This window comes from Actinobaculum suis (assembly GCF_900102025.1).
GTDB classification, from domain to species: domain Bacteria; phylum Actinomycetota; class Actinomycetes; order Actinomycetales; family Actinomycetaceae; genus Actinobaculum; species Actinobaculum suis.
This window is the reverse complement of record NZ_FNAU01000025.1, coordinates 1-5,466: the sequence shown is the minus strand read 5'-3', so window position 1 is coordinate 5,466 and position 5,466 is coordinate 1. Positions and strand designations below refer to the sequence as shown.

At 55.4% G+C, this 5,466-nt stretch carries 4 protein-coding genes; 3 read left to right on the top strand and 1 reads right to left on the bottom strand.

The features are described 5' to 3' along the window. Positions 1 to 69: 69 nt before the first annotated feature. Positions 70 to 1,161, top strand: coding sequence for a TIGR03769 domain-containing protein (locus tag BLT47_RS08675; RefSeq protein WP_074663925.1), 1,092 nt, complete (start codon positions 70 to 72; stop codon positions 1,159 to 1,161). A gap of 222 nt (positions 1,162 to 1,383) precedes the next feature. Here the strand turns inward: BLT47_RS08675 and BLT47_RS08670 are convergent, their stop codons facing one another. Next, positions 1,384 to 2,193 (bottom strand): DUF981 family protein, encoded by an 810-nt coding sequence (locus BLT47_RS08670; protein ID WP_065415348.1) that lies wholly within the window; start codon positions 2,191 to 2,193, stop codon positions 1,384 to 1,386. A gap of 570 nt (positions 2,194 to 2,763) precedes the next feature. Between BLT47_RS08670 and BLT47_RS08660 the strand changes: the two genes are divergently transcribed. Further along, a complete protein-coding gene (locus BLT47_RS08660; RefSeq protein WP_143021833.1) occupies positions 2,764 to 3,513 on the top strand; it encodes a hypothetical protein in 750 nt (249 codons plus the stop codon). 168 nt (positions 3,514 to 3,681) lie between these two features. Continuing rightward, positions 3,682 to 4,662: an ATP-binding cassette domain-containing protein gene (locus tag BLT47_RS08655; RefSeq protein WP_143021832.1), complete on the top strand. Its 981-nt coding sequence runs from the start codon at positions 3,682 to 3,684 to the stop codon at positions 4,660 to 4,662. Positions 4,663 to 5,466: the final 804 nt, after the last annotated feature.

Sequence of the window (5,466 nt, the reverse complement as noted above, 5' to 3'; positions counted from 1 at the left end):
CCAGGCCCCAGACACCTTCGAAAAACACGCGTCAGCTACACTTGACCTTGCAGCATAAACACCACCCCCATGTCCACTTTCCGGGGGTCGGGCCCGAATTCCTTGGCTCATGCGCATGGTGCGTGGTTGTTTGAGAAGCCTGGCGATTATGTGATTAAGGCTCATGTTGAGGTGACGCCGGAAGAAGGTGCGGTTGTTTCTTCTGAGCAGGTTACTTACCGCTGGGCGGTTGGAGCCGAGGCTATTGCTGCGGCTGAAGAAACCGCGAAGGCCGAATCCGTAGAGCGTTGCCAGACCAGCTCCGAAGAGACGGGTGTTGAAGGTACCGAGATCGGTGCCGAGACGGGTGCTGAAGGTACCGAGATCGGTGCCGAGACGGGTGCTGAAGATGCCGGCCAGGCTGGTGCTGAAGATGCCGACAAGCCTGCCATTGAGGAGCCTGTCGTTGAAAAGCCGGCTGGTGTGTGGGCGGTTGAAAATGATGCCCGCGGTATTTTCTACGTTAACGCGTGGGGTCAGGGTAAGGCTGATCGCACGGTTAACTATGGCAACCCGAACGATGAAATCATCTTCGGTGACTGGGACGGTGACGGCATCGATACGCCGTTGGTGCGCCGGGGCAACCTATTCCTGGGCACGAATGGGTTTAGCGGTGTAGCCGAGTTCGAGTTTGCCTACGGTAACGCTGATGATGAAGTCCTGGTAGGGGACTGGAACGGCGATGGTAAGGACACCATTGCCGTAGTTCGCGGTAACCAAGTGTTCGTGCGTAACTCGCTGACCAGCGGTGTTGCTGACGCGGTCTATGCCTACGGCAACCCGACCGATACCCTTATTGCGGGGGATTGGAACGGGGACGGTAAGGATACCTTGGCCGCTGTGCGTGGAAACGTTTTCTACGTGCAAAGCAAGCTAGAGGATACCAAGGCTGCGTTCGAGTTTACTTATGGTACTGCTGGTGACCGCGTGATTGTTGGTGACTGGAACGGTGATGGCAAGGACGGGGTTGGCGTGGTACGCGGCAACCAGTTCTTCCTGAAGAACAAGCTGGTCACGGGCGTGGCTGACAGCGTCTTTGCCTACGGTAATGCGAAGGATGTTTCGGTGGTTGGTGATTGGGACGGGGACGGGATTGATACCCCGGCCGTAGACCGCCGCTAACACCACAGCTAGCGCCGTTGCTAACATAAAGCCGGTTTCGGCGCCTTAGATCTAGGTCAAACTGGCCCAGATAAATAAAACTAGCGGGATGTATGAAGCTTAGTTAGTTTCATACATCCCGCTTCGGCGTCGTTACATCGGCGTCGTAACTTATGTGCTTGAAAACGATGAACGGCAGGGCCGCTGGCGGAGCACATCAAGCCACGTGCGGCGGCGTGCCGCTTACTGGGTATTTACGATGAAACCGATATGGGTGTAGAAGTTTAGGGCGCCGAAAAGCCCGAAGATTACTCCGCCCACGATCCAAACCCAGAAAATGACCCTCCACAACCCCTGGCCTTGCACCTCGGCGTTCCCCTTGTTGCCGTTGGTGCGATAGGCAGCGAAGGGGAAGAGGAAAGCGCCTAAGCCAACCAGGAAGAACATAGAGGAAAGGAAAATTGCCTCAAACCACGGGTAGGGAGCAAAGTATCCGGAAATAGGTTCCTGTGGTGGTGCGGCATAGAGCTGGTACACCAACCCGGCCAGAGTAATCGAGAATAAGGCAAGGCCCAGGCCGCCGATAAAGATCGAGAGTGGCCGCAAAGTCCCAGCCATTACTACGAGCGGATTGTCTGCCTCGCGCACGGCCTGCCCGCGCTTCCACAAGTAGAAAGCAGCAACTACCAAAAGCGTACCGAAAGCTAAGCAGGTTTCGCCGAAAATAATATTGTCAAATGCGAAACCACCGGAAGCGAGCGGCCACGTTACCGTCATGTGTAGCCCAGTAAAGAACTGGATAATCCCCACCACGGCGAAACCGATCGCATAGGCATCAGTATTTAGCGGGGCACTTTCCGTGTGCAGCGGCATGCCTTCCGTTTTACCTTGCGCGGCCCGCCCAAAATCACGGATCAACAACGCGATCATAACCAAGGCGACACCGGCCGCGAGGGCCATAATCGTATTGTAGGTAGGCATTTCCGCCCAGTTCACCAGACCAGGGCTCTCCACGCCCCGCATAAAATCTGTAAAGGAATCTTGCTGTTCCATTGTTCCCCTTGTTTCCCTTCCTGCTCATAAACCCTCTCGCAGGTAACCAGGAGAGTTAGCCACGCCCAGCAGGCAAGAACCAGACGCGTGCAAAACGACGCCTGAAACCCCGGGATTGGTAGTGCCCAAACCGTAGTGGGGCACACCCAAACACCGGGCTGGTTGAGAGTTTAAGGACTGTCAGGTCAGGATACTGGAGAAAGGTTAGGAATGCTCTCAGAAAAGCTTTGAAAAGCGCACCTCTCCGCGTCAGGCGGCAGGAAGTGCGGTGTTGTGCGTCGAAAGTATCTCCGCTCTACCTGCGGAGATATTGCCTACCGCCGGCGGGGATGCGGAGGTGCTTGACAATGCAACTATGCCAAGGGCGTAACCGTAGTGAGGAGGAAAATGGGGATGTAATAAACGGGTACGATTCCTCGAAAGTTGCTAAGAAATGGATGCAGTGTGGATTTGGTGGGGGAAGGAACCCTGATATTCTGCATGAGGCTGAGTTAGCCGCTGCGTTAGCAATTGCGGATGGTCAAGCGGAATACCGCGTTAAACATTCGAAGGTTGGCAAGGGGTAAACACATGCGTACAAAACGGCTTGGTGTGGTCAAGTCCTGTGTTATGGCCTTGCGGGTAAGCATGCGGGTAGCGCCCGGGTTATTGATGATAGCGATAGTGCTGGAAGCGGCATGTGCGCTAGTTCCTGCAGCGCAGGTGTTCCTTGTTGATAGGCTCCTCGGCTCTCTTTCGACGGGTATCCCGCGCCTGGTTTTCGGGTGGGTAGCGGTCACGGGGGTGGTAGTTGCTGGATACTTGGCGGCCAGGTCGGTTATGTATGCCCTGCATCGCTTAGTACAAACGCAGACGACGGCATGGGCGCACGCCCGCATCAACCAGCGCCTCAGTGAACTCAATCCGGAAGAAATTGCCGATCCGCAAGTGCAGGCGCGGGGGCGTGATGCCCGGGAGGCAATTCTTGAGGGACGGGCACAATTGCAGGCAACCTCGGCAGTTTCGGTGGTGTCTGCGGCGGTAATTGCTCTTTCCTTGTGTTTTACTTTGGGCGCCACGAGTTGGCCCGCGGCGCTGTGCGTGTGCGCTTGCTTGATTCCAATGACGGTTTCAAACATGTGGTATGCCCGGAAGGATGGTGGCATGTGGCCGCGCATATCGGAATCGCGACGGCGTGCCACTTACTATGAAAACCAGATTACCTATCAGGGGACGGCAACCGAATTAGCTACTTTAGAGGCTCGCGGCTGGGTTGCTGGGCGGGCAAATAAATATCGCTACGAGGGCCGTGCGGGTGAAACCCAGTTAGGCATGCTGTGAATTTATGCGGATGCGGCTGCTGGCATTGCCTCCTCTCTTTTTGTTATCGCGGCGCTTGCCTTTTTGGTTCACAGCGGTGCTTCGGCGGCGCGGCTTTCTGGGGCAATCGTGGGTATTTTCAGCGGGATATCCGCCACGTCTTCCCTTGGTTTTACTGTTGGCTCGCTAATGTCGGGGCGCAATGCGATTGCCCGCGTAGTTGGGTTCCTCCGCCCCGGTGAAAACACCTATAGCAAGCCGCGCCTCCTCGCACACCAGGAAATTGGGTCTGTGACGGTGGAAAACCTCGTGGTGCGCTACGCTAATGCCGCCCGGCCGGCGGTTGTTGGAGCCTCAGTGCGGGCCCGGACCGGGCAAATGATTGCGCTTGTGGGCCCGAATGGTGCCGGCAAAAGTACCTTTATTCGGGGGTTATTAGGCTTACTTCCGGTGGAATCTGGCCGCGTAGTCATCGACGATAGGGACGTTACTGAGCTCCCATTCTCGGCGCGACGCAGTGGAATTTCCTTGCTGACCCAAGAATTTGGACGCTACGAGTTTACGGTCCGGGAAAACCTCATGCTGGGCATTACGGGCGAACCCGCTACACAAACCCCGCGTGCCACTGCTACTTCGGCTACTACGGTAAGCGCTACTGCGGTGAGCACTACTACGGAAGGCGGGACGGCGGAAAGTTCAGCCGCCGCAAGTAACGCGGCAGTAACTACCGCCCGGGTAACTGATGAGCAGCTTTGGCATGCGCTCGAAGTTGCTAAGGCAGCTGATTTCGTGCGGGCGCTTCCCCAGGGGCTGGATTCCCAGTTAGGGGAACAATGGGGTGGTACGGGACTCAGCGGTGGGCAATGGCAACGGCTCGCCCTTGCCCGCTTGATCTTGCGGAACGACCCCGTGTGGATCCTCGATGAGCCGACGTCGTCTATTGATGCGGAAGCAGAAGAACAAATCTTCCAAGAACTAGCCGAGCTGACTGCTGAGCACATTGTTATCGTGGTCTCGCACCGAGCCTGGACTTTACGGCACGCAGACCAGATCTACGTCTTTGACGAAGGAAAAATAGTAGAACACGGTACTTTCGCGCAACTGGCAGGAAGTAAATCGCGCTTCCGTGAACTATTCAACGAGCAAGGCATTGCCGGTAACGCGAGTTAGAACCGGCTAGCCTCGCTATCCCGGTTTGCCTAGCTGTTCTTGCCCTGCGCGGCGGTCATAAGTCCGCCGATGAGCGCGTGGCACTGCTCGGCATGAGGTACGCCCGAGAATCTGACGGTGGTGCCGTCGCGAATCTCAAATTCGAGAGTTCCTCAGCCCGGCCCAGAATCAGCCACTTACTTAGGTGCAAAGCTCGTAGTATCTTCGTTCATAGTCTTGACGTTGAGCGTGAATAGGTATTTAATCATCATTGGAATATTTTAAGGGCTCTCAAGGGGACTGTTATTACGATGAGATTGCGCATGTAAGAGACCACGATTTTCTCGATGCCGTAATGAATGATTACAACACGGTTGAATCGTTCCATAACGGCAAATAAGCCTTTATTGCGAGAAATGATTCCTCCAAAACGTTTGCTCAAGCCCTGCGCGCTGAGGAATCAAAGTGGGCATGTATGGCATATCTCAGGTTGGAAATTGGCCGACCGTATTCTGTGAATCGGGTTCCATACGCTTGGAAGCGGCGGCGCGACTTCGTGGAATTACAGCTGATCTGGCTGGGCTACGCCCCGCATCCGATCGTTGTATACCTGTGATCTCCACATGGTTGGTAGTACGTGTCCGTACTATCGATACGTGAGTTTTTGCTCTGATCATCCCAAAGAAGCAAGAAAGTACGCGAATGATTTTACTTCTCGATCGCGAAAGTCGGACCTGACCCCCTGTTGGTGGACATAGGCTAGCCCCGGCGTTCAGCCGGAGAAAGGTAGTCTTCTACCATGTCCCGTAAAACATATTCCGCGCA